Source organism: Pseudomonas sp. NFACC24-1 (assembly GCF_900115235.1).
Classification (GTDB): Bacteria; Pseudomonadota; Gammaproteobacteria; order Pseudomonadales; family Pseudomonadaceae; genus Aquipseudomonas; species Aquipseudomonas fluorescens_AA.
Genome location: NZ_FOVS01000013.1, coordinates 47,268 through 70,793, shown reverse-complemented (window position 1 = coordinate 70,793; position 23,526 = coordinate 47,268). Strand labels below are relative to the sequence as shown.

Annotated in this window: 21 protein-coding genes; 8 read left to right on the top strand and 13 right to left on the bottom strand. The window is 63.7% G+C overall.

Annotation, left to right across the window (positions count from 1 at the left end):
* Positions 1 to 13 precede the first annotated feature (13 nt).
* The 5 genes from metW to BM317_RS14055 form a co-directional block, all read right to left on the bottom strand.
* Positions 14 to 634, bottom strand: a complete 621-nt coding sequence (metW, locus tag BM317_RS14075; RefSeq protein ID WP_060740200.1) for a methionine biosynthesis protein MetW — start codon at positions 632 to 634, stop codon at positions 14 to 16.
* A gap of 7 nt (positions 635 to 641) precedes the next feature.
* Complete coding sequence (locus BM317_RS14070) at positions 642 to 1,781, bottom strand: homoserine O-succinyltransferase MetX (RefSeq protein ID WP_092170724.1); 1,140 nt, start codon at positions 1,779 to 1,781, stop codon at positions 642 to 644.
* A 272-nt stretch (positions 1,782 to 2,053) separates the two neighbouring features.
* Positions 2,054 to 2,644, bottom strand: a complete 591-nt coding sequence (locus BM317_RS14065) for a YggT family protein (protein WP_060740201.1) — start codon at positions 2,642 to 2,644, stop codon at positions 2,054 to 2,056.
* Positions 2,645 to 2,654: 10 nt separating this feature from the next.
* Positions 2,655 to 3,473 (bottom strand): pyrroline-5-carboxylate reductase, encoded by an 819-nt coding sequence (gene proC / locus BM317_RS14060; RefSeq protein ID WP_092474674.1) that lies wholly within the window; start codon positions 3,471 to 3,473, stop codon positions 2,655 to 2,657.
* 35 nt (positions 3,474 to 3,508) lie between these two features.
* Positions 3,509 to 4,195 carry a YggS family pyridoxal phosphate-dependent enzyme gene (locus BM317_RS14055; RefSeq protein ID WP_092170732.1) on the bottom strand — a complete coding sequence of 229 codons (687 nt, stop codon included), beginning with the start codon at positions 4,193 to 4,195 and terminating at the stop codon, positions 3,509 to 3,511.
* 54 nt (positions 4,196 to 4,249) lie between these two features.
* Between BM317_RS14055 and BM317_RS14050 the strand changes: the two genes are divergently transcribed.
* Complete coding sequence (locus BM317_RS14050) at positions 4,250 to 5,284, top strand: type IV pilus twitching motility protein PilT (protein ID WP_092170735.1); 1,035 nt, start codon at positions 4,250 to 4,252, stop codon at positions 5,282 to 5,284.
* A 207-nt stretch (positions 5,285 to 5,491) separates the two neighbouring features.
* Here the strand turns inward: BM317_RS14050 and BM317_RS14045 are convergent, their stop codons facing one another.
* Positions 5,492 to 6,103 (bottom strand): C40 family peptidase, encoded by a 612-nt coding sequence (locus tag BM317_RS14045; protein ID WP_060740205.1) that lies wholly within the window; start codon positions 6,101 to 6,103, stop codon positions 5,492 to 5,494.
* Positions 6,104 to 6,352: 249 nt separating this feature from the next.
* Here BM317_RS14045 and BM317_RS14040 point away from each other — a divergent pair, with 249 nt between their 5' ends.
* On the top strand, positions 6,353 to 6,781 hold the full coding sequence (locus tag BM317_RS14040; protein WP_092170738.1) for an NINE protein: 429 nt from the start codon (positions 6,353 to 6,355) through the stop codon (positions 6,779 to 6,781).
* 132 nt (positions 6,782 to 6,913) lie between these two features.
* On the opposite strand, the gene BM317_RS14035 is transcribed toward BM317_RS14040, so the two are convergent.
* From BM317_RS14035 to gshB, 7 genes are all read right to left on the bottom strand, one after another.
* On the bottom strand, positions 6,914 to 8,185 hold the full coding sequence (locus BM317_RS14035; RefSeq protein ID WP_092474671.1) for a dihydroorotase: 1,272 nt from the start codon (positions 8,183 to 8,185) through the stop codon (positions 6,914 to 6,916).
* A complete protein-coding gene (locus BM317_RS14030) occupies positions 8,182 to 9,186 on the bottom strand; it encodes an aspartate carbamoyltransferase catalytic subunit (RefSeq protein WP_003177495.1) in 1,005 nt (334 codons plus the stop codon). Before BM317_RS14030 ends, BM317_RS14035 begins: the two co-directional genes overlap by 4 nt.
* A 24-nt stretch (positions 9,187 to 9,210) precedes the next feature.
* On the bottom strand, positions 9,211 to 9,717 hold the full coding sequence (pyrR, locus tag BM317_RS14025; RefSeq protein ID WP_053126217.1) for a bifunctional pyr operon transcriptional regulator/uracil phosphoribosyltransferase PyrR: 507 nt from the start codon (positions 9,715 to 9,717) through the stop codon (positions 9,211 to 9,213).
* Between the two features lie 85 nt (positions 9,718 to 9,802).
* Positions 9,803 to 10,240, bottom strand: a complete 438-nt coding sequence (ruvX, locus tag BM317_RS14020; protein WP_003177497.1) for a Holliday junction resolvase RuvX — start codon at positions 10,238 to 10,240, stop codon at positions 9,803 to 9,805.
* Complete coding sequence (locus BM317_RS14015) at positions 10,240 to 10,809, bottom strand: YqgE/AlgH family protein (protein WP_092170747.1); 570 nt, start codon at positions 10,807 to 10,809, stop codon at positions 10,240 to 10,242. Before BM317_RS14015 ends, ruvX begins: the two co-directional genes overlap by 1 nt.
* Positions 10,810 to 11,034: 225 nt before the next feature.
* Positions 11,035 to 11,931: an energy transducer TonB gene (locus tag BM317_RS14010; protein ID WP_092170750.1), complete on the bottom strand. Its 897-nt coding sequence runs from the start codon at positions 11,929 to 11,931 to the stop codon at positions 11,035 to 11,037.
* Between the two features lie 77 nt (positions 11,932 to 12,008).
* Entirely contained in the window at positions 12,009 to 12,962 is a 954-nt protein-coding gene (gshB, locus tag BM317_RS14005) for a glutathione synthase (protein WP_092170753.1), read from the bottom strand.
* A 224-nt stretch (positions 12,963 to 13,186) separates the two neighbouring features.
* On the opposite strand from gshB, the gene BM317_RS14000 reads away from it, so the two are divergent.
* The 6 genes from BM317_RS14000 (at position 13,187) to BM317_RS13975 (ending at position 23,430) form a co-directional block, all read left to right on the top strand.
* Entirely contained in the window at positions 13,187 to 13,615 is a 429-nt protein-coding gene (locus BM317_RS14000) for a response regulator (RefSeq protein ID WP_092170757.1), read from the top strand.
* A 48-nt stretch (positions 13,616 to 13,663) separates the two neighbouring features.
* Positions 13,664 to 14,029, top strand: a complete 366-nt coding sequence (gene pilH, locus BM317_RS13995) for a twitching motility response regulator PilH (RefSeq protein ID WP_003206465.1) — start codon at positions 13,664 to 13,666, stop codon at positions 14,027 to 14,029.
* Between the two features lie 10 nt (positions 14,030 to 14,039).
* Positions 14,040 to 14,579, top strand: coding sequence for a chemotaxis protein CheW (locus BM317_RS13990; RefSeq protein ID WP_092474668.1), 540 nt, complete (start codon positions 14,040 to 14,042; stop codon positions 14,577 to 14,579).
* A 210-nt stretch (positions 14,580 to 14,789) separates the two neighbouring features.
* Complete coding sequence (locus tag BM317_RS13985; protein WP_092474665.1) at positions 14,790 to 16,850, top strand: methyl-accepting chemotaxis protein; 2,061 nt, start codon at positions 14,790 to 14,792, stop codon at positions 16,848 to 16,850.
* 180 nt (positions 16,851 to 17,030) lie between these two features.
* The gene (locus tag BM317_RS13980) at positions 17,031 to 22,967 is read left to right on the top strand and encodes an Hpt domain-containing protein (protein WP_092474662.1); all 5,937 of its coding nucleotides are present in this window, start codon (positions 17,031 to 17,033) and stop codon (positions 22,965 to 22,967) included.
* Positions 22,960 to 23,430 (top strand): chemotaxis protein CheW, encoded by a 471-nt coding sequence (locus tag BM317_RS13975; protein ID WP_092170775.1) that lies wholly within the window; start codon positions 22,960 to 22,962, stop codon positions 23,428 to 23,430. The genes BM317_RS13980 and BM317_RS13975 overlap by 8 nt, the downstream gene beginning before the upstream one ends.
* Positions 23,431 to 23,526 lie beyond the last annotated feature (96 nt).

The window sequence follows — 23,526 nt, the reverse complement described above, 5'->3', positions numbered from 1 at the left end:
GTGAGGCCGGGGCTTACACCGCGACCTGGTAATCGGCAAGGCCTGGGCTGCTGACCCGATAGATGCCTATTTCACCTAACAGATTAGGCCATAGCTTGCTGGCCCACCCGTGGCGGTGCTGCTGGTCCACGGCCAGGCGATCGATGACCTTGGCTTCACGTTCGCGGCACAGCGCTTCGAAATCCTTGAAGGTGCAGAAGTGGATGTTCGGCGTGTTGTACCAGGTGTAGGGCAGGAAATCCGACACCGGCATGCGTCCCTTGCTCGCCAGGTACCAGCGGCAACGCCAATGCCCGAAGTTGGGGAAGGTGATGATGCACTGGCGCCCGACCCGCAGCATTTCGTCGAGGATCTTGTCCGGGTAGTGCACCGCTTGCAGGGCTTGGGTCATGACCACGATGTCGAAGCTGTTGCTGGCGAAGTTGCCCAGGCCCTTGTCCAGGTCCTGCTCGATGACGTTGATGCCCTTGGCGACGCACTCGGCAATGTTGTCCGGGTCGTTTTCCAGGCCGTAGCCGGTCACTTGCTTGTTGTCCCGCAGCCAGGTCAGCAGTTCGCCGTTGCCGCAGCCCAGATCGAGCACGCGGCTGCCGGCGGGGATCCATTCCTGGATGATGTCCAGATCGGCTCTCATGGCGTCCTCACAGCGTTATACGGTTCATGTAGTTGCCGAACGCCTGCAGGTAGCGCGGGATCGGGATCAAAAAGGCGTCGTGGCCCTGGGGCGCGTCGATTTCCAGGTAGCAGACATCCTTGCGCGCGGCCATCAGTGCGTCCACCAGCTCCCGCGAGCGCGCCGGGGAGAAGCGCCAGTCGGTGGTGAACGACATCACGCAGAACTTGGCGGTGGCCTTGGCGAAAGTTTTCGCCAGGTCATCGTCGAAGTTCGCCGCCGGATCGAAGTAGTCCAGGGCCTTGGTCATCAACAGGTAGGTGTTGGCGTCGAAACGCCCGGAGAATTCTTCACCCTGATAGCGCAGGTAGCTCTCGACTTGGAATTCGACGCTGTGGAAGTCGTAGTTGAGCTTTTCGCTCTTGAGGCCGCGGCCGAATTTCTCGCCCATGGAGTCGTCGGACAGGTAGGTGATGTGCCCGACCATCCGCGCCAGCATCAGCCCGCGCTTGGGGATCACGCCGTGTTCCTGGAACGAACCGCCGTGGAATTCGGGGTCGGTGAGGATCGCCTGGCGCGCCACTTCGTTGAAGGCGATGTTTTGCGCCGACAGCTTGGGGGCCGAGGCGATTGCCAGGCAGTGGCGCACGCGGTCCGGGTAAGTGATGGTCCATTGCAGGGCCTGCATGCCTCCCAGGCTGCCGCCGATCACGGCGGCCCACTGGCCGATACCGAGGCGATCGGCCAGGCGGGCCTGGCTGTGGACCCAGTCTTCCACGGTCAGCACCGGGAAATCGGCGCCGAAGGGCTTGCCGGTGTCCGGGTTGAGGCTGCTGGGGCCGGTGGAGCCGTTGCAGCCGCCCAGGTTGTTCAGGCTGACCACGAAGAACTTGCTGGTGTCGATGGGCTTGCCCGGGCCGATGCAACTGTCCCACCAACCGGGCTTGCGGTCGTCGATGCTGTGGTAGCCGGCGGCGTGGTGATGCCCCGACAAGGCGTGGCAAATCAGCACGGCATTGCTCGCCGTGGCATTGAGGGTGCCGTAGGTTTCGTAGATCAGGTCATAGGCTGGCAACGAACGACCGCAGGCCAGGGCCAGGGGCTCGCTGAAATGCGCCGTTTGCGGCGTCACCAGACCAACGGAATCGGGGGGAAAGGCAGCTGGCATCGACCCTGCTCGCGTTGAAATGAGGCGTAAGTCTAAAGACCGCTGTGGCGGGCGGCAAGCAAAGGCGCAACCAGGGGATACAACGGTTGCGAGGGGATTTATTTGTGGCGAGGGGATTTATCCCCGCTGGGCTGCGAAGCAGCCCTGAAACCTGAGTATGTGGAGTATCAGACTGACCGAGCTGTCTGCTTTGGGGCCGCTTCGCGGCCCAGCGGGGATAAATCCCCTCGCCACAGACAGTTCTTTTGCCACAGAGAGCAGAGCTGGGGGCGTCAGATCAGCAGCCGCAGGATTTCCGGCATCATGGTCATCGCCGCCAGGTTGTTGATCACCAGCATGTCGATGAGCTTGAGCACCATGAACGCCAGGATCGGCGAGATATCCAGGCCGCCCAGGTTCGGCACGATGCGACGGAACGGCGCCAGGGCCGGCTCGCAGATCTGGTTCACCAGCTCGGCGCCCGGGTTATGGCTGCCTGGTGCGACCCAGGACAGGATCACGCTGATGATCAGGGCGAAGAAGAAAATCTTCAGGAACAGCGCGGTGACGCCAATGAGCGACCAGATCAGCAATTGCAGCGGGTTGCCGGTGGTGCCGTAGGTCAGCAGCAGGGTCAGGGCCATCAGCGCCATTTGCACGAGGATCGCCAGGACCAGCGACGACATGTCCAGGCCGAACAGGCTCGGGATGATCCGCCGCAGTGGCTTGAGCAGCGGCTGGGTGGCCTTGACGATGAACTGGCACAGCGGGTTGTAGAAGTTGGCGCGCACCAGTTGCAGCACGAAACGCAGCAGTACGATCAGTAAGTACAGGCTGCCGAGGGTTTGCAGCACGTAGACCGCTGCAGTGTTCAATCCAATCATGAATGGCTCCTTATTGGCCCAGTTGTTCGGCCATTTCGGCCGAGCGGTGCGCGGCGGCGCCGAGTGCTTTTTCCACCAGGGCTTCGAAGCCCCCGGCCTGGAACGATTTGATGGCCGCTTCGGTGGTGCCGGCCGGCGAGGTCACGCGACGACGCAGCTCGGCCGCATCGACATCGCTCGACACCGCCATGTGCGCGGCACCGAGGGCGGTCTGCAAGGTCAACTGGGCGGCGGTTTCCCGGGTCAGGCCAAGTTTTTCGCCAGCGGCGGTCATGGCTTCGATCAGCAGGAAAAAGTACGCCGGGCCGGAGCCGGAGACGGCGGTGACCGCGTCCAGTTGCTGTTCGGTGTCCAGCCACAGGGCCAGGCCGACGGCCGACAGCAGCGTTTCGGCCTGCTGGCGTTGCTCGGCGGTCACGCCTGGCGTGGCGAACAGGCCGCTGACGCCCTGGCGCAGCAGTGCCGGCGTGTTGGGCATGCAGCGTACGATCGGCTGCTCGCCGAGCCAGTTGTTCATGCTGGCGCAGGTGATGCCGGCGGCAATCGACACCACCAGTTGATGGGGGTTGAGGCTGGGGCGAAGGGCTTCGCAGACAGTTTTCATCGCTTGCGGCTTGACCGCCAGCACGATGACGTCGGCACCGTCGATGGCCTGGGCATTGTCGGCGAAGGTTTCGATGCCGTGCTCGGCACTCACTCGGGTGCGGGTCTCTTCACCCGGATCGCTGGCGCGGATCAGCGAAGCGTCCAGGCCCTTGGCCCGCAGGCCGCCGATCAGACTGGCGGCCATGTTGCCGGCGCCTATGAAGGCAATACGCGTGTTGCTCATGACAGGTCCTTATAAAGAGATGAGTCGGTCATGGTTCAGGATTGACCGTAGTCGCGGGCACCAAACAGGGCAGTACCGATGCGCACCCAGGTGGCGCCTTGGGCAATGGCCGACTCGAGGTCGTGGCTCATGCCCATGGAAAGCGTGTCCAGCGGCAGTGCCAGGCTGGCTTGCAGGCGTTGAACGGCGGCGAAGGCTGCATCCTGGGCGGTACGTTCTTCGGTGGGTTCGGGAATCGCCATCAGCCCGCGCAGCTTCAGGCGCGGCAAAGCGCTGATGGCGCTGGCCAGGGCGGGCAGGTCCGCCGGGGTGCAGCCGGATTTGCTGGCTTCACCGCTGACGTTGACCTGGATACAGATGTTCAGCGGCGGCAACTCGGTCGGGCGCTGCTCGGACAGGCGCTGTGCAATTTTCAAGCGATCCACGGAATGCACCCAGTCGAAGTGTTCGGCGATAGCACGCGTCTTGTTCGATTGAATGGGGCCGATGAAGTGCCAGATCAAGGGCAGGTCGGTCAATTCGGCCTGTTTGCCCAGGGCCTCTTGCAGGTAGTTCTCGCCGAAGTCCCGCAGGCCGGCGGCATAGGCTTCACGCAGGGCCTGGGCAGGCTTGGTCTTGCTCACGGCCAGCAGTTGGACACTGCCTTCGGTACGTTGGGCGGTCTGCTCCGCCGTGCGGATGCGCGAACTAACCTGAGCAATGTTGTCTGCTATCGTGGACATAAAGGAAGCGCCAGCGGTGAGGTTCGCGGCATTCTACTGGAATTGAGGAGCGCTATGGATATCACTGAACTGCTGGCGTTCAGCGCCAAACAGGGGGCGTCGGACCTGCACCTGTCCGCCGGGCTGCCGCCGATGATCCGCGTGGATGGCGATGTACGGCGGATCAACCTGCCGGCGCTGGACCACAAGCAGGTCCATGAACTGATCTACGACATCATGAACGACCGGCAACGGGTGGATTACGAAAAGTTTCTGGAGACCGACTTTTCCTTCGACGTGCCGGGTGTCGCGCGATTCCGGGTCAACGCCTTCAATCAGAATCGCGGCGCGGGGGCGGTGTTCCGGACCATTCCGTCGAAAGTCCTGACCATGGAAGACCTGGGGATGGGCGAGGTGTTTCGCAAGGTGACCGAATCGCCGCGCGGGCTGGTGCTGGTGACCGGGCCGACCGGTTCGGGCAAGTCCACCACCCTGGCGGCCATGATCGACTACCTCAACAGCCATAAGCACCATCACATCCTCACCATCGAAGACCCTATCGAATTCGTTCACGAGCCGCGCAAGTGCCTGATCAACCAGCGCGAGGTGCACCGCGATACCCAAAGTTTCTCCACGGCCCTGCGTTCAGCCCTGCGGGAGGATCCGGACGTGATCCTGGTGGGCGAGATGCGCGATCTGGAAACCATCCGCCTGGCGCTGACCGCCGCCGAAACCGGGCACCTGGTGTTCGGCACCTTGCACACCACCTCGGCGGCCAAGACCATCGACCGGGTGGTGGACGTGTTTCCCGGTGACGAGAAATCCATGGTTCGCTCGATGTTGTCGGAGTCGTTGCAGGCGGTGATTTCCCAGACGTTGATCAAGAAAATCGGTGGGGGCCGGATTGCCGCGCACGAGATCATGCTGGGCACCTCGGCCATTCGGAACCTGATCCGCGAAGACAAAATCGCGCAGATGTACTCATCGATCCAGACCGGCGGTTCGCTGGGGATGCAGACGCTGGATATGTGTTTGAAGGACTTGGTGAGCAAAGGCTTGATCAGTCGTGAGCATGCGCGGGAGAAGGCGCGGACGCCGGATAACTTCTAGAGGGGCAAGCGGTGTGACCTGTGGCGAGGGGATTTACCTGTGGCGAGGGGATTTATCTGTGGCGAGGGGATTTATCCCCGCTGGGGCGCGAAGCGCCCCCCAACAATATAAGGCTTTCACCTTTATTTCAGGCTGGCCATTTGGGGCTGCTTCGCAGCCCAGCGGGGATAAATCCCCTCGCCACAGGGGGCCAGTGAGTTCTTCAGCTCAGCGCTGAACCACGCGCAGCGCACCTGGCTCTTTGGGCAGCACTCGCTTGGCGACCACGTAGTGGGTGTCCCAGTACGGCTTGTTCAAGGTGTCGATGGTCACCGACTTGCCACGGCGTGGGGCGTGGATGAAACGGTCGTTGCCCAGGTAGATGGCCACGTGGTTGACCCGGCGGCTCTTGAGCTTGAAGAAGATCAGGTCGCCGGGCTTGAGATCCTTGCGCTCGACCTTCTCACCGTGACCGGCGGCCATGGCGTTGGACGTGCGCGGCAGGTCGAACGTGGCGTCGTTGAAGGCGTATTTCACCAACCCGCTGCAATCGAAGCCTTTACTTGGGCTGCTGCCGCCCCAACGATAGGGTGTGCCGAGTACATTCACGGCGCGGCTCAGCACGTTGCTGCTCGCTTTGGTCGCCATGGGCGGCACCAGCTTGCTGTTGGCCGTGCCCACGCGCTGGACGCTTGGCTTGTTCTTGCTCGAAGGAGCAGAAACATGGGATTTCGGGGTGTAGCCGTTGACGTTGGGAAGACGTTGCTCACGATTGGTGGCGTGGGCGGCCAGTGGCAATAATAGGCAAATGGTTAGCCATGTCTTGAAAAATGGACGCATTAGGCAAGGCTCTTAAAGGTTAGCGCGCAACTTTATAACAGCTTTTTTTGCCATTCCGAGGCCGTTTGTCGATTCGAAACCCAGCGTAAACCCTGCACAATGGCGACAATTGGGCTTGATTGTCCGACAGAACCCCCGTGACACGGGGGTTTCCCCGGTTCGCGTCGTCCAGGACCGCTTGTCGGCGAGACACAAAAAAGTCACAAAAAGTCCGAACAAATTTTTCTATCGAGGCAAAAGAGGCCATTCATGAACAGCTATCAGCAGGACGCAATCCGCGATACCCACAGCAAAGTCATTGGGTATCTGCTGTGGATTTTCGGTTTTACCGGCGCCCACCGTTTCTATTACGGAAAACCGGTCACAGGCACGATCTGGTTCTTCACCTTCGGCCTGCTGGGCATCGGTTGGCTGATCGACCTGTTCCTGATCCCGTCCATGGACCGCGAGGCGGACCTGCGTTTCACCCCAGGGCCGATCGAGTACAGCGTGGCGTGGATTCTGCTGACGTTTCTCGGGGTGCTGGGCGTACACCGGATGTATCAGGGCAAGTGGATCAGCGGGATTATTTACCTGCTGACCGGCGGGGTGTTTTTTCTCGGGGTGCTGTATGACTTCTGGACATTGAACGATCAGGTGTCGATTCGTAATGCGCAGAAGCGGGGGGCTTTTCACTAAGTCGGCTAGACCGAGTCGCCTGCATTCGCGAGCAAGCCCGCTCCCACACGGGATCCGTTGTGAACACATGATGTGTGAACACCTCAGATCCAATGTGGGAGCGGGCTTGCTCGCGAAGCAGGCGACGCGGTATCAGGCCTGGTGAGTGATCCGCCCATCCATCAGGGTATAGCGCACCACCCCCGGCAGGCTGTGACCGAGGAACGGGCAGTTGTCGCCCTTGGAGCGCCAGGCTTCGCCGGCCACGGTGGATGCGGCTGGGTCGAACAGCACCAGGTCCGCCGCGGCGCCCACCGCCAGTTTCCCCGCTGGCAATTGCAGCGCCTGGGCCGGGCCGGCGCTCAGGCGGGCCAGCAAGGTCGGCAGGTCCAGCAAGCCGTCTTCCACCAGCGTCAGGCCCAGCGGCAGCAGCAATTCGACGCTGCTGATGCCCGGCTCGGTGGCGCCGAACGGGGCCAGCTTGGCATCACGCTCGTGGGGTTGGTGATGGCTGGAGATGGCTGAGATCACCCCGCACTTCACCGCCTCGCGCAGGCCATCGCGGTCGGCGCGGGTGCGCAGCGGCGGCTGGACGTGGTAGACGCTGTTGAAGTCGATCAGCGCCTCGTCGGTCAGGATCAACTGGTACAGCGCCACATCGGCGGTGACCGGCAAGCCGCGGGCCTGGGCCTGGGCGATCAACGCCGCGCCGCGGGCGCTGGTCAGCTGGCTGAAGTGGGCGCGCACGCCGCTTTGTTCCACCAACAGCAGGTCCCGGGCCAGGGCCACGGTCTCGGCGGTTTCCGGGATGCCCGGCAGGCCGAGGAAGCTGGCGGTCGGGCCTTCGTGGGCCAGGCCACCTTCGGCCAGGTCGTGATCCTGGGAGTTGAAGATCACCGTCAGGCCGAAGGTCGCCGCGTATTCCAGGGCGCGGCACAGGGTGCGGGTGTTGCGGAAACTGTTCAGGCCGTTGCCGAACGCCACGCACCCGGCGTCCCGCAGGGCGATGAGTTCGGCCAGTTGCTCGCCGTCGAGGCCTTTGCTCAGTGCGCCGATCGGGAAGACCTTGGTGTTGCCGGCTTCGCGGGCGCGGTCGAGGATCAGTTCGGCCACGGCCGAGGTGTCCAACACCGGTTTGGTCTGCGGAGGGCAGCACAGGCTGGTCACGCCACCGGCGGCAGCAGCCCGGGTTTCGCTGACGATGCTGCCTTTGCGGCTGTAGCCCGGTTCGCGCAGGGCGACGTTCAGGTCCACCAGGCCAGGCGCGGCCACCAGGCCCTGGGCGTCGAGGATTTCAGCCGCCACGAAACCGGTGGGCGCGGCGCCCAGGGCGACGATCTTGCAGGCATCGATATGAATGTCAGTCACTTGATCCAGGCCACTGGCTGGATCGATCACGCGTGCGCCGAGAATGCTGAGCTTCACTGGGCGTTCTCCTGGTCGAATTGGCGCTGGGCCGTTTGCCCGCTCATGGCCATGGACAGCACGGCCATGCGGATGGCGATGCCGTAGGTCACCTGGTTGAGAATCACCGAGTGCGGGCCGTCGGCCACCGCCGACTCGATCTCCACGCCGCGGTTGATCGGCCCCGGGTGCATGACGATGGCATCCGGCTTGGCCCCGGCCAGCCGGGCGGTGGTCAGGCCGAACAGGCGGTAGAACTCGCCTTCGCTGGGCAGCAGGCCGCCGGTCATGCGCTCGCGTTGCAGGCGCAGCATGATCACCACGTCCACATCCTTGAGGCCTTCGGTCATGTCGGTGTAGACCTTCACGCCGTATTGCTCGACGCCGATGGGCAGCAGGGTTTTCGGCGCGATCACGCGGATGTCCGGGCAACCGAGGGTCTTGAGGGCCAGCATGTTCGAGCGGGCGACCCGCGAGTGCAGGATGTCGCCGACGATGGCCACCGACAGGTTTTCGAAGCTGCCTTTGTGTCGACGGATGGTCAGCATGTCGAGCATGCCCTGGGTCGGGTGGGCGTGACGGCCGTCGCCGCCGTTGATGATCGCCACTTGCGGGCACACGTGTTCGGCAATGAAGTGCGCTGCGCCGGAGTCGCCGTGGCGCACGACGAACATGTCGGCGGCCATGGCTTCGAGGTTGCGCAAGGTGTCGAGCAGGGTTTCGCCCTTGCTCGCCGAGGACGTGGACACGTTCAAGGTGATCACGTCCGCCGACAGGCGCTGGGCCGCCAGTTCGAAGGTGGTGCGGGTGCGGGTGGAGTTTTCGAAGAACACGTTGCACACGGTCTTGCCGCGCAGCAACGGGACTTTCTTCACCGCCCGGGCACCGACTTCGAGGAACGAGTCGGCAGTGTCGAGGATTTCCGTCAACAGCTCGCGGCGCAGGCCGTCGAGGGACAGGAAGTGCCGCAGCTGGCCCTGATCGTTGAGCTGCAGCGGGCGCTTGGTTTCGAGAGGCGTCATCGCGATGGACTCTTACAAGGGCAGTTAAAGGGCAAGGTCTTGCAGTTCGAGTTGCAGCGGCGACGGCCCGGAGAGCTTGACCCGCTCATGGGCGGCCAGCGTCAGCGTCGCGCCGACCACGTTCGGCCGGATCGGCAGCTCGGCGGCGTCCAGGTCCAGCAGGCACACCAGCGTCACGCTGGCCGGGCGACCGTAGTCGAACAGTTCGTTCATGGCGGCGCGGATGGTCCGGCCGCTCATCAGCACGTCGTCGATCAGCACCAGGTGCTGGCCTTCGATCTCGAACGGCAGCGCCGAGGGGCGCACTTGCGGGTGCAGGCCGTTCTGGCTGAAGTCGTCGCGGTAGAAGGACACATCCAGGGTGCCCAGCGGCGATTGGCTGCCCAGTGCTTCGAGCAAGGCCTGGGCGACCCAGACGCCACCGGTGCGAATGCCGATGTAGCGCGGTTCGCTGATGCCGCGTTGTTCCAGGTGTGCCGTGAGACGAATCGCCATCTGGCTGATCAGTTCGGCAGGATTGGGCAGGCTCATGCTGGCTCCTTCAGGTTCCCGGGCCGGTGGTGAGTGGCGCGGCTTATCGCTAAAAGAAAGCGCCTTGGCGGCGCTTTGTAAAAAATCAGGTTTCGAACAGGGCGGCGTTGGCGTCGAGCCAGCCTTGCAGCAGCAGGGCGGCGGCGATGGCGTCCACCGGATTGTCGCGGTAGCTGCCTTTCTGCCCGCCGCGCACCAGGCGCTCGCCCTTGGCCTCGAAGGTGGTCAGGCGTTCGTCATGGGTATAGAAAGGCAGGTTGTAGCGGCCATTGAGCCGGCGGGCGAACTTTTCGGCGCGCAGGCACATGTCGCTGGGCGTGCCGTCCATGTTCAGCGGCAGGCCGACCACCACGGCATCAGGTTTCCACTCCTTGATCAGCGCTTCGACCTGGTTCCAGTCCGGAACACCGTTCTGCGCCTTCAAGGTGCACAACTCGCGGGCCTGGCCGGTAATGACCTGGCCGACCGCTACGCCGATCTGTTTGGTGCCGTAATCGAAGCCCAGCAGCAAGCGCAGGGCCATCAGGCGTGTCCTGCCTGGCTGGTGAGCAGGCTGAGGTTGACCCCCAGCCGGCTGGCCGCCGCTTCCAGGCGCAATTCGCTGCTGGTGTTGAACAGGATGTCGGCGTCGAACGGGCAGGTCAGCCAGGCGTTGTCGGCCAGCTCGGCTTCCAGTTGCCCGGGTTCCCAACCGGCATAGCCGAGGGCGATCAGGCTTTTCTCCGGGCCGACACCGTCGGCGATGGCGAACAGCACGTCCTGGGAGGTGGACAGCGACAAGCCGTCCAGGTCCACCGTGGCCTGGTATTTGGGGCCCGACGGATGGAGCACGAAGCCGCGGTCGGTCTGCACCGGGCCGCCGATGAAAATCGGCACGTGCTGGCACAAGAGTGGTGGTTCGACCTCGGGCCGCAGTTGCTCAAGAATGTCCGCCAGGCTCAGCTCCTGCGGGCGATTGATCACCAGCCCCATGGCCCCATTGGCCGTGTGCTCGACGATGTAGGTCAAGGTATGGGCAAAGTTCGGATCGGCCATGTGCGGCATGGCAATCAGGAAGTGATGCTTGAGGTAGGTGGGGCTGACGTTTTTCATAGGCGCTAGTGTGGCGGGGCAGGGGCGAACTGACAAGCTGGGGATGTGCAAGAAGTCCCCCGATCTGGCCGGCGACACCGATCAAATGTGGGAGCGGGCTTGCTCGCGAAGGGGCCCGTGTAACCGATAGATCTCTTGCGGCAGGACCGCCGTCTTCGCGGGCAAGCCCGCTCCCACAAGGGATCTGCGGCGGGGGCAGAGGTTATGTCCGGCACAAAACCGTGATCAATTGCTGGACAGCCGGTCGCCGCGGGCGAATTTCCAGGTGCGGATGATTTCCAGCCGGTCGATGTCCGACAGGTCCCCGGTAAACGGCGCGAACGGTGCCGCCAGACGGACGATCCGCTGGGCGGCCTGGTCCAGCAGCGGCTGGCCGGAGGATTCGAGCACCAGCACTTCATACAACGAACCGTCCCGATTGATCGAGACCATTAGCCGCAGGTTGCCGTAGATCTGCTTGCGCCGCGCTTCGTCAGGGTAGTTGAGGTTGCCGATGCGCTCGACCTTCTTGCGCCACTCGTCCTTGTACCAGGCGCCCTTGTCGCGCATGGTCGAGGCGGCGCTCAGGCGGTGGATGCGCGGGCGCTTGGCGTAGAGCTGTTGCTCCTGGGCCAGTTCGGCCTCCAGGCTGGCGATGTCGCTGGACAGTTGGGAGCTGTCGAAGGTCGGCAAGGGGGCCTGGGGCTTGGGATCAGGCTTGACCTCTTCCTTGACCGGGGCTTTCTTCGGCTTCGGCGCCACGGTGGTCACGGCCGCCTTGGGCGCCGCTTCCTGTACTTCGGGCTTGGCCGCTGGCGGCGGGGTGACTTTCTGCACCGTGTTGTCCTGGAAGGGCGCGATCTCGGTGGTCTTGGGGATCGCCTTTTTTTCCAGGGTGCCGCTGCCTTGCTGGTTTTCCTGGGCGAGGAAGTCGGCCTTCTTGGGCTTGGTTTCGCTCTTGAAGGTGGCCAGGGTGATTTCCAGGGTCTGGCTGATCTGTTTCGGCTCGACCGTGGCAAACCCGACACCCAGCAGCAAGGCCAAGTGGATCAGCGCCGCCAGGAACAGGGTAAAACCGAGGCGATCAGCCGGGCGCACGCTGCGGTGGGCGAGCTCTTGGGGCAGATCGGACGGGAGTGTCATGACAAGGAAACCAACATCGCGTTTTTTTCAGGCCGGGCATGATAACGCAATGTGGGTTTCCTTCAGCAGGATCTGGATCAACGAGCCTTGAGCTTCTGATCGATGGCATCCATCAACATGCCGCCGATGTCGGTGCCAAAGGCGTTATCGATCTCGCGGATGCAGGTCGGGCTGGTGACGTTGATTTCCGTCAGGTGCTCGCCGATCACGTCCAGGCCCACGAACAACAGGCCTTTTTCCCGCAGCGTCGGGCCGACCTGGGCAGCGATCCAGCGGTCCTTCTCGGTCAACGGCCGCGCCTCGCCACGTCCGCCGGCCGCCAGGTTGCCTCGGGTTTCACCGGCCGCCGGGATACGCGCCAGGCAATAATCCACCGGTTCGCCGTCGATCATCAGGATGCGTTTGTCGCCATCGACGATGGCCGGCAGGTAGCCCTGGATCATGATCTGCTGTTGGCCGTGCAAGGTCAGGGTTTCCAGGATCACCGACAGGTTCGGGTGGCCGGCAGTGTGCCGGAAGATCGAGGAACCGCCCATGCCGTCCAGGGGCTTGAGGATCACGTCGCCGTGATGGTCGGCAAATTCGCGCAACACGTCCGGGCGACGGCTGACGATGGTCGGCGGCGTGCACTGCGGGAACAGCGTGGCGAACAGCTTTTCGTTGCAGTCGCGCAGGCTCTGGGGCTTGTTGACCACCAGCACGCCGGCGTTTTCCGCTTGTTCCAGCAGGTAGGTGGAGTACACGAACTCCATGTCGAACGGCGGATCCTTGCGCATCAGGATCACGTCCAGGTCGCTGAGCAGCGCGTCGCTTTCGTCGCCCAGCTCGAACCACTTCTCAGGGTTGGCGAAGACGCTCAGCGGTTTCATCCGCGCCCGCGCCTGGCCTTCGGCCTGGTAGAGGTCGCGCTGCTCCATGTAGAACAGCTCCCAGCCGCGCTTCTGAGCGGCCAGCAGCATGGCCAGCGAGCTATCCTTTTTATAGGAAATGCTGGCGATAGGGTCCATGACAATGCCGACGCGTACGCTCATGGCTTGGTTCCTCGAAATATGATGGGCACATAATGGCGTGAAAAAGTGGCGTCAGAGTGGCGCTCGGAGGATTGGCGGTCAAGGAAAAACCACCGCGCCGAGCGGCCGATAGATCGGCGATGGAGACTGTGCTAAAAAGGCTGCCATGTGACGTGCGGGCCTTGAACATCAAGGGTTTGCGCTGTCGATCACACTTACGCGTTAAAAACCGGTTCGCAGTGGCAATGGCAGAGCATCTCACGCAGCAGCAACCCAGTGCCTTGAAGGTCATGGTCATCGACGACTCGAAGACCATCCGCCGCACCGCCGAAACCTTGCTGCGCAACGTGGGCTGCGAGGTGATCACGGCTATCGACGGTTTCGATGCCCTGGCCAAGATCGCCGACCATCATCCGGGCATCATCTTCGTCGACATCATGATGCCGCGCCTCGATGGCTACCAGACCTGTGCCTTGATCAAGAACAACAGCGCATTCAAGGCCACGCCGGTGATCATGCTGTCGTCCCGGGATGGGTTGTTCGACAAGGCCAAGGGGCGCATCGTCGGTTCCGATCAGTTTTTGACCAAGCCGTTCAGCAAGGAAGAACTGCTGGGGGCGATACAGGCCCATGTCCCGGGCTTTGCCGCTGTCCAGCCGCACCAGGCACATTAATGACACTCGGCCAACGGGCCTGGGGTCAACAAGAAAATGGGGAACACCATGGCACGAGTTCTGATCGTCGATGATTCGCCGACTGAAATGTACAAACTGACCGGCATGCTGGAAAAGCACGGCCATCAGGTCCTGAAGGCCGAGAATGGCGCCGATGGCGTGGCGCTGGCCCGCCAGGAAAAACCCGATGCGGTGCTGATGGACATCGTCATGCCCGGCCTCAATGGTTTCCAGGCCACGCGCCAGTTGACCAAGGACCCGGACACCGGCCATATCCCAGTGATCATCATCACCACCAAGGATCAGGACACCGACAAGGTCTGGGGTACGCGCCAGGGGGCGAAGGACTACCTGACCAAGCCGGTGGACGAAGAAACCCTGATCGCGACCCTGAACAAAGTGCTGGCGGGTTGACGACGCGGCCATGAGCCAATCCCTGACGGCCTTCGAACTGCTGCTGCAGATCGACCGGCGTTGCCGGCTGCTGGGGGCGGACCTGCCCTCCCAGCCGACCCACCGTGCCGGCTGGAGCGGCATCGGCTTTCGCCTGGGCGAGCACTGGTACGTGGCGCCGATGGGCGAAGTCAGCGAAGTGCTGCACGAGCCGCGTTACACGCATTTGCCCGGGGTCAAGCCGTGGGTGCGTGGCGTGGCTAACCTGCGTGGGCGCTTGTTGCCGTTGATGGATTTGTGCGGGTTCTTCGGCCATGAGCTGTCCGCCGTGCGCAAGCAGCGGCGGGTGCTGGTGGTGGACCACGACGAGGTGTTCGCCGGGTTGCTGGTGGACGAGGTCCTCGGGCTGCAGCACTTTGCCCAGGACAGCCCGGAACCGATGCTGGTGGACGACCAAGACGGCCCCGAAGCGGTCTTCGTCAAGGGCCGGTTCGGCGGCGAGCGCGAGTGGCAAGTGTTCAGCCCGTTTGCCCTGGCGCGGTCGCCGGGGTTCATGGATGTGGCGATTTGACGGAAAAGCTCGGGTGAATGGGCTGGCCCTTTCGCGAGCAAGCCCGCTCCCACCTTGGATCTATGGTGCTCACAAAGCTTGAGTTCACAGTAGATCCCAATGTGGGAGCGGGCTTGCTCGCGAAGGAGGCGAATCGGTCTGACAGGTAAGCAAGGCAGTGGCCCCACTGATAAAGCAGTGAGTTGGACTGGGTAGCACAGGCGAGAACCGATGATCAAAGCAAAAACAGGCAAGCCATTGGAAGCGTCGCGCAGTCGTTCGCAGATCATCGTGCTGTTCGTCGCGCTGATCGTCTTCATCGTGTTGCTGTTCGCCAACTTCGCTTACCTCAACACCCAGTCCACCTACGACAAACAGTACATCGGCCATGCCGGTGAGCTGCGGGTGCTGTCCCAGCGCATCGCCAAGAACGCCACCGAGGCCGCCGCCGGCAAGCCTGCGGCGTTCAAGCTGCTGAGCGATGCGCGCAATGACTTCGCCCAGCGCTGGGGCTACCTGAAACAGGGCGACCCGGTGACCGGCCTGCCCCCTGCGCCCGCCACCCTGCGCCCGCAGATGCGCGCCGTGCAGCTGGACTGGGAGCGCCTGCTCAAGAACACCGATGCCATCCTTTCCAGCGAGCAGACCGTGTTGTCGCTGCACCAGGTGGCGGCCACCCTGGCCGAAACCGTGCCGCAATTGCAGGTCGAGTACGAAAAAGTCGTCGAGATCCTGCTGCAACGTGGTGCGCCGGCCACCCAAGTGGCCATGGCCCAGCGCCAGTCCTTGCTGGCCGAGCGGATTCTCGGCGCGGTGAATACCGTGCTGGCGGGGGACGAGAATGCCAGCCAGGCCGCCGATACCTTCGGTCGCGACGCGGCGCGTTTTGGCCAGGTGCTCAATGGCATGCTGCAAGGTGACGCCGCCCTGAAAATCTCCCAGGTCCAGGACCGTGATGCCCGGGCGCGGCTGAGCGAAATCAGCGAGCTGTTCGAGTTCGTCTCCGGCTCGGTGGATGAAATCCTCGAAACCTCGCCGGAGCTGTTCAAGGTCCGCGAATCGGCCGGCAATATCTTCAACTTGTCGCAGACCTTGCTCGACGAGGCTTCGCACCTGGCCACGGCCTTCGAAAACCTGGCCGGCGGGCGTTCCGTCAATACCATCGGCGGCTACGTGCTGGGCCTGCTGGCGCTGATGTCGATCATCCTGATCGGGCTGGTGATGGTCCGCGAGACCAACCGTCAGTTGCACGAAACCGCGGAAAAGAACGAGCGCAACCAGAATGCGATCATGCGGCTGCTGGATGAAATCGAGGACCTGGCCGACGGCGACCTGACCGTCACGGCCTCGGTCACCGAGGATTTCACCGGCACCATCGCCGATTCCATCAACTACTCGGTGGACCAGCTGCGGGATCTGGTGGCGACCATCAACCTCACCGCCGGCCAGGTCGCCGCCGCCGTGCAGGAAACCCAGGCCACGGCGATGCACCTGGCCCAGGCTTCCGAGCACCAGGCCCAGCAAATTTCCGAAGCTTCGACTTCAATTAATGAAATGGCCCAGTCCATCGACCAGGTGTCGGCCAATGCCGCCGAATCGTCGGCGGTGGCCGAGCGCTCGGTGGAAATTGCCAACAAGGGGAACGAGGTGGTGCACAACACCATTCATGGCATGGACAACATTCGCGAACAGATCCAGGACACCGCCAAGCGCATCAAGCGCCTGGGCGAGTCATCCCAGGAAATTGGCGACATTGTCAGCCTGATCGACGACATCGCCGACCAGACCAACATCCTGGCCCTCAACGCCGCTATCCAGGCGTCCATGGCCGGTGATGCCGGGCGCGGGTTCGCGGTGGTGGCCGATGAAGTGCAACGCCTGGCCGAGCGTTCTTCGGCGGCGACCCGGCAAATCGAAACCCTGGTGCGGGCGATCCAGGCCGACACCAACGAAGCGGTGATTTCCATGGAGCAGACCACCACCGAAGTGGTGCGTGGTGCGCGACTGGCCCAGGACGCCGGCGTCGCCCTGGAAGAGATCGAAGGTGTGTCCAAGACCCTGGCGGCGCTGATCCAGAGCATCTCCAACGCGGCGCAGCAACAGACCACCTCGGCGGGGCAGATTTCCTTGACCATGAACGTGATCCAGCAGATCACCACGCAGACTTCCTCGGGCTCCACCGCCACCGCCGAAAGCATCGGCAACCTGGCGAAGATGGCCAGCCAGCTGCGCCGTTCGGTGTCGGGGTTTACCCTGCCGGCCGCGCCTGTGGCGGATGAGGACAAGGGGTGACTGGGCGCACTTTCCTGGCCGCAGAGATCTTCTGTGGCGAGGGGATTTATCCCCGCTGGGGCGCGAAGCGGCCCCTGGCAATGCAGAACCCCATCTCTATGTACCAGACTGGCTATTTTGGGACTGCTTCGCAGTCCAGCGGGGATAAATCCCCTCGCCACAGGTTGATTTGGAGTGGTTATGGGTGATCGGCACGACTACGTGGCCCTGGAATGGGTCAAGGGCGAGATTGCCGAAACGCTGAAGCAGGCCCATCTGGCCCTCAATCGCCTGGTGGACGATCCCCAGGCGTCGGACGCCCTCGGGCAATGCCTGGCCTGCATTCACCAGGTCCACGGTGGCCTGCAGATGGTCGAATTCTACGGTGCGGCGTTGCTGGCCGAGGAGATGGAGCAGCTGTGCGCCGCCCTGCAGGACAACCGCGTCACCCATCGCGATGAAGCCATCAGCCTGTTGAGCCAGGCCCTGGGGCAGTTGCCGATTTACCTGGACCGCATACAAGGCGCCCGCCGCGACCTGCCGCTGGTGGTACTGCCCCTGATCAACGACCTGCGCAGTGCCCGGGGCGAGAGCCTGTTGTCGGAAACCAGCCTGTTCAGTCCCGAATTGCCCGATATTGCGCCGCTCAGCGACGAGGCTTTGCGGCGCCTCGAACCCGCTGACCTGCCAAACACCTTGCGCAAATGGCGCCAGACCCTGCAAATGGCCCTGGTGGGCCTGCTGCGCGAACAGGATGACGCGACCCATCTCGGTTACCTGGCCAAGGTTTTCCAGCGCCTGGAAACGTTGTGTGCCGGGGCGCCGCTCAATGCGTTATGGCAGGTGGCCTCAGCGCTGGTCGAAGGCATGCGTGACGGACGCATCGCCAACAGCCCGGCGCTGCGCAGCCTGTTCAAGGAAGCCGACAAGGAACTCAAGCGCCTGCTGGACCAAGGCATGCCCGGCATCAATCAGCCGGCACCGCCCCACCTGCTCAAGAGCTTGTTGTTCTATATTGCCAAGGCCGAACATCCCAGCGGGCAGATGCAGATCATGAAAGAACGCTACTCACTGGACGACGCGCTGCCCGACAGCGCCATGGTCGACGAAGAACGCGCGCGCCTGGCCGGGCCCGACCGCGATGCCATGCGCTCGGTGCTCGCCGCGCTGTGCGAGGAGTTGGTACGGGTCAAGGAGCGCCTGGACCTGTTCGTGCGCAGCGATCGCCAGCACGCCTCGGAACTGGACAGCCTGCTGGCGCCGTTGCGGCAGATCGCCGACACCTTGGCGGTGCTGGGTTTCGGCCAGCCGCGCAAGGTCATCATCGATCAGCTGGCGGTGGTGCTGAGCCTCGCCCAGGGCCAGCGCGAGCCGGATGACGCGACCCTCATGGACGTTGCCGGGGCCTTGCTCTATGTCGAGGCGACCCTGGCCGGCATGGTCGGCACCGTCGAGCCCGAGAGTCGCGAAGACACGCACCTGCCCACCACCGACCTGACCCAGATCCACCAGATCGTCATCAAGGAAGTCCACACCTGCCTGCAACAGGCCAAGGATATGATCGTCGACTACATCGACGCGGACTGGAACAGCGAGCAACTGCAGCCGTTGCCGGCGTTGCTGACCCAGGTGCGCGGTGCGCTGGCGATGATCCCCCTGAGCCGTGCCGCCAGCCTGGTGGAGGCCTGCAACGCTTTCATCCGTGACCATCTGTTGCTGGAGCAGGCCCAGCCGGGCTGGGAAGAGCTCGACCATTTGGCCGACGTGATCACCGGTCTCGAATACTACCTGGAGCGCTTGAGCGAGGACCCGGAAACCCCAGGCGAGCCCTTGCTCGATGGGGTCGAGCGAAGCCTGGCCGCGCTCGGTTATTACCCTGACGAAGCGCGGGTGCCGGTGCTTGACGATGTGTTGAGTCCCAACGAAGCCCAGGTCATGCAGGACTTGCAGGAACTGGATGACCCGCAGACGGTGCAGTCCTTGGCACAGGTGCTGGCCAGCCCGGTCTCGGCGGTCAATCCGCCGGCCAGGAACACCCCGGGCAGCCTGTTGCCCCCACCACCGGACGAGAGCCCGGTGGACGACGAGTTGCGCGAGGTCTTCCTCGAGGAAACCGCCGAGGTGCTCGACGTTCTGCGCGAATACTTGCCGCGCTGGAGTGCGCATCCCGACGACCACGGCGCCCTGAGCGAACTGCGCCGGGCCTTCCACACCCTCAAGGGCAGTGGTCGGATGGTACGGGCGCTGGTGCTGGGTGAGTTGGCCTGGGCCATGGAAAACCTGCTCAACCGGGTGCTGGAGCGCAGCGTCGAGCCGCAGGCGTCGGTTCGCCAGTTGATCGAAGACACGGTGCAGTTGTTGCCGGCCCTGGTGGCCGAATTCGTGGCCAATCGGCAGCGCCAGCGCGATGACGTCGACCGCCTGGCCGCCCGCGCCCATGCCCTGGCCAAGGGCGGCGATGAAGACGACGAAGACGACGAGCAGGACGTGGCCGCTCTCGATCCGCTGTTGTTGAAGATCTTCGACAACGAAGCCCAAGGCCACCTCGCCAGCCTCAATCGTTTTCTCGACCAGGCGGCCGACCACCTGCCATTGCAGGCCAGCGATGAATTGCAGCGGGCCTTGCACACCCTCAAGGGCAGCGCTTCGATGGCCGGCGTGCTGCCCATCGCCGAGTTGGCCGGTGCGATGGATGAGCTGGCCCGGGAGTACCGGGCGCACCTGATTGCCCTCGACCTGGATGAGGTGGAGTTGCTGCTGGAGGCCGAAGGGCTGCTGCGCCGCGGCCTGCGCCAGTTGCACAGCGAGCCGCTGGCGCCGATCCCCGATGCCGAGGATCTGATCCAGCGTGCCCAGGCTCTGCTGGCCGAGCGTCTGCACGCCGCCAACAGTGCGCCGGACAAAGCACTACGGACCAAGCGCGATCCCCAGCTGATCAACAACTTCCTCGCCCAGGGCATGGACATCCTGCTGGACGCCGAAAGCCTCTTGCAGCGCTGGCAGCAGCACCCCGGCGAAGGCCAGGAACTGAGTGCGCTGCTGGATGAACTGACTACCCTTGGCGAAGGCGCGCACCTGGCCGACCTGCACCCGGTGGACGAACTCTGCGAAGCCTTGCTGGACCTCTACGGCGCGGTGGAAGAAAGCAGCCTGGCGGTCAGCGATGAATTTTTCCAGCAGGCGCAGCTCGCCCATGAAGCGCTGATCGACATGCTCGATCAGCTGGCGGCCGGGCAGCACGTGCGTCCGCAGCCTGAGCGGGTAGCGGCCCTGCGTCGCCTGCTTCAGGAGAGCCTCGATCCGTCGGCCACTGGCCTGATCCGCAGCGACGGCAGCCGCACGCTGAGTATCCGCGAACTGGGCCACGCGACGGCGGAAATGGCACGCGACGCACCCGCCGAGACCTCGGTGGACGATGACCTCGCGTCGATTTTCCTCGAAGAGGCCCAGGACATCCTCGAAAGTGCTGCCCAGGCCTTGCAGCGCTGGTTGGCCGATCCGGATAACGGTGCGCCGCTGTCCTCGCTGCAACGTGACTTGCACACCCTCAAGGGCGGTGCGCGGATGGCCGGCATCCGGCCGGTGAGCGACCTGGCCCAGGAACTGGAAAACCTTTATGAAGGGCTGGTGGACCGGCGCTACAGCTACAGCGAGGAACTGGCGCAACTGCTTGGCAGCAGCCACGAACGCCTCGACCTGTTGCTCGGGCAGTTGCAGCAGGGCCAACCGTTGGGCGATCCCGTTGCACTGATCGACTCTATCCGAAGGTTCCGCCAGGACAAGCCGAACGCCATCGAGACGAGCGCAGCGGCCCTGGCCGACGGTGCCGGCCATGATCCCGAGTTGCTGGAAATCTTCCTTGAAGAGGGCTTTGACATCCTCGACAGCTCAGGTGCGGCGCTGCTGCGCTGGCAGGAAGAGCCGTCGAATCGCCAGGCCGTGGAAACCTTGCTGCGGGATCTGCACACCCTCAAGGGCGGTGCGCGGATGGTGGAAATCGTCCCTATCGGCGACTTGGCCCACGAGCTGGAAAACCTCTACGAAGGCCTGTCGGCGGGCCTGCTCCAGCCGACTCCGGCATTGTTTTCCTTGCTTCAAAGCAGTCATGACCGCCTGGCGCAGATGCTCGATGCGGTGCGCGCCGGCCATCCATGCCCGCTGGCCGATCGGCTGATCGCGCAGATCCAGGCGGTGAATCATCCCCAGGCAAGTGCGGTGGCCCAGGCTGCCCCGGTGACGGAGCCGATCACGCCCCCCATCGTGAGTCCGCCCGCGGCGCCCGCCAGGCAAGACCCCAGTGCAGCGGGCGACGGCGCGGACATGGTCAAGGTCTCCGCCGAACTGCTCGACGACCTGGTGAACCTAGCGGGGGAAACGTCGATTTTCCGTGGGCGCATCGAACAGCAGGTCAACGACGCACACGTGGCGCTGGGCGAAATGGAAACCACCATCGAGCGCATGCGCGACCAGTTGCGGCGCCTGGATACCGAGACCCAGGGGCGGATTCTCAGTCGTCAACAGGTGGAGGCCGAGCGCCTGGGCTACGAAGAGTTCGACCCGCTGGAGATGGATCGGCATTCCCAGTTGCAGCAGCTGTCCCGGGCGCTGTTCGAGTCTGCCTCGGACTTGCTCGAACTCAAGGAAACCCTGGATCGCAGCAATCACGATGCCGAACTCCTGCTGCAACAGCAGGGGCGGATCAACACCGAGCTCCAGGAAGGCTTGATGCGCACGCGCATGGTGCCGTTCGAGCGCATGCTGCCGCGGCTCAAGCGCATCGTCCGGCAAGTGGCGCAGGAACTGGGCAAGGACGTGGAGTTCGTGGTGGGCAATGCCGACGGCGAGATGGACCGCAACGTCCTGGAACGTATGGCCGCGCCCCTGGAGCACATGCTGCGCAACGCCGTCGACCACGGCCTGGAACCGGCCGATGTACGTGTCGCTGCTGGCAAGCCGGCAAGAGGGCGCATCAGCCTCGACCTGTCGCGGGAAGGCGGCGACATCATTTTCGACATCCGCGACGACGGTGCCGGCGTGCCGCTGGAGGCGGTGCGGAGCAAGGCGATCAAGCGTGGCCTGCTGGCGCCGGACAGCGATATCAGCGACCGCGACGTGCTGCAGTTCATCCTGCAACCGGGGTTTTCCACGGCGGAAAAAATCACCCAGATCTCCGGGCGTGGTGTGGGCATGGACGTGGTCCACGAAGAGGTGCGGCAGTTGGGCGGCAGCATGACCATCGATTCCACCCCGGGGCAGGGCGTGCATTTCCGCATTCGCCTGCCGTTTACCGTGGCGGTGAACCGGGCGTTGATGGTGCATTGTCACGAAGACCAGTACGCGATCCCGCTGAACGCCATCGAAAGCATTGTCCGGGTGTTGCCGGCCGAACTGGACGGCCATTACCAACTCGACCCGCCGACCTACACCTACGCCGGGCAACGCTATGAACTGTGCTACCTGGGCGAGCTGCTGAAAACCGGCGCCCGGCCGAAGCTGCTGGGCCAGAGCCAGCCGTTGCCGGTGCTGCTGGTGCAGTGCAACGAGCGGCACGTGGCCGTGCAGGTGGACGCTATCGCCGGGACCCGGGAGATCGTGGTCAAGAGCCTTGGCCCGCAATTTTCGGCGGTGCAGGGCCTGTCCGGGGCGACGATCCTGGGGGATGGCCGGGTGGTGTTGATTCTCGACCTGCTGGCGCCGATCCGCGCCTTGCCCCACCAGGTCCCGCGCCGCCAGGTGCCGGCGGAAGGCGAGGGTGAACCGCAACGGCCACTGCTGGTGCTGGTGGTGGATGACTCGGTGACGGTGCGCAAGGTCACCAGCCGCCTGCTGGAGCGCCATGGCATGCACGTCCTGACCGCCAAGGACGGCGTGGACGCCATGGCGCTGCTGTCCGAGCACGCGCCTGACCTGATGCTGCTGGACATCGAGATGCCGCGCATGGACGGCTTCGAAGTGGCCACGCAAGTGCGTAACGACCCACGCCTGGCGCACCTGCCGATCATCATGATCACCTCCCGCACCGGTCAGAAACACCGCGACCGCGCCATGGCCATCGGCGTCAACGACTACCTGGGCAAGCCGTACCAGGAGTCGGTGCTGCTCGACAGCATCGCCTACTGGAGCAGAACCCATGCATGACCTGCATCACTCACGCGCCAGCCACCTCACCGGCCTGCTGCTGCCACTGGCCGACCGCCACCTGATCCTGCCCAACGTGGCGGTGGCCGAACTGATCGACTACCAGAGCAGCGCCTTCGATATGGACACCCCGCCGTGGTTCCTGGGCTGGGTAAGCTGGCGCGAACGGCAAATCCCGCTACTGAGCTTCGAATCGGCCTGCGGCCAGAAAACCGTGATCGGCGAGCGAGCACGCATCGTCATCCTCAACGCCCTGGGCGGCCGACCGGAGCTGCGCTTCATCGCACTGCTGGTGCAAGGGATCCCGCGGTCCTACAAGCTCGACAGTCAGTTGAGCTATGTCGACGTGCCGCTGTGCGGGTTGGAACAGGCGGCGGTGCAAGTGGGGGAACATGTGGCGAAAGTGCCGGATTTGTTGGCGTTGGAGGAGTTGGTGGTGGCTGCCGGGTTGGTAAACACCTGAGACGGGCACGATACCTGTGGGAGCGAGCTTGCTCCCACAGGTAATCATTGCAATCTGATAATCGGCTCGCCGGATGTGAACTCGCAATGGCTGTGA